This is a genomic window from Streptomyces sp. NRRL WC-3549 (genome assembly GCF_000721935.1).
GTDB lineage: Bacteria > Actinomycetota > Actinomycetes > Streptomycetales > Streptomycetaceae > Streptomyces.
The window spans coordinates 104881-105958 of the sequence record NZ_KL585385.1 but is presented as its reverse complement, the minus strand read 5'-3'; the positions used below and the strand labels follow the sequence as shown (position 1 = coordinate 105958).

Genomic DNA, 1078 nt, shown 5'->3' with positions numbered 1-1078 from the left:
CCCCGGCTCGCTCTCCGCCGCGCACCGGGGCCGCGGGCCGGGAGCCGGCCGCCTCAGTCCGCCGCGAGCCGGCCGCTCATCCACTCCAGGGCGCCTGGGATCTCTCGGCGCCAGGTGTTGAAGTTGTGCCCGCCGCTGTCCAGCACGATCGAGGACACCCGGGCGGGCGCCTTCACCCGGTCGATGAACTGCCGGGTCGCCCGCAGGTTCCCCTCGCCCTTCAGCGACGTCGTGACCAGGAAGGACGACGAGGCGTCCCCGGCCCGGTGGTCCAGGCTCCACAGCAGGTCGGCGCGGCGACGGGCCGCGGCGTCGCCGTGGAAGAGGTCGCCGGTCGTGGGGTCCTCGGCGGCCTTGTAGTACGCCGAGAGGCCGGCGCTCGCCGCGAAGCGCTCCGGGTGGTGCAGGCCCAGCTTGAGGGCGCAGTAACCGCCGGTGGAGTTGCCCATCACGCCCCAGTTCCGGGCCCGCTCGCCGACCCGGTAGCTCCGGGCCACCGCCCGTGGCAGATCCTCGGCGAAGAACGTCTCGGTCTGCGGGCCGTCCTTGATGTCCACGCACTCGGTGTCCCGGGGAGGCGCCACGGTGGGCCGGAGCATCACCAGGATCATCGGCTGGGCCGCCCCGGCCCGTACCCGTTCCTGGGCGGTACGCGGGTAGCGCAACCCCTTGAACAGGTTCTCCGCCGTCCCGGGATAGCCGGTGAGCACGACGACCGCGGGGAACGTACGCCGGGCGTACGCCGGCTGGAAGTACTCCGGCGGCAGGTAGACGTACGCAGGGCTGTCGATGCCCGAGGACCGCCCGGGGACCACGACCCTGTCGATGCGCCCCACCGCCGAGGGCCGGCTGCCTCCTGGTACGTCCGGCCGCTGCGCCCCGGTCCGCACCACTCCCTGGGACGCGCCCGTCCCCGCGCCGTGGTCGACGACGGTGCCCAGCTCCTGCTGACGGCCCCACAGATCCGCCCAGGAGCCGTAGAAGAGGAAGGAGTGGTTGGCGAGCAGGGCGACCGAGACGAACACCAGGAGCTGGGTCGCCAGCAGCAGGCCCACCCGCCCGGTCACGGCGGGGGGGG

General features: G+C 73.8%; 1 protein-coding gene. It reads right to left on the bottom strand.

The window, feature by feature from the left end; all coding sequences use genetic code 11:
* Window positions 1-53 precede the first annotated feature (53 nt).
* Window positions 54-1078 (bottom strand): alpha/beta hydrolase (locus tag IH13_RS0104025; protein ID WP_063837390.1); only part of this gene is annotated, 1025 nt, incomplete at its 5' end.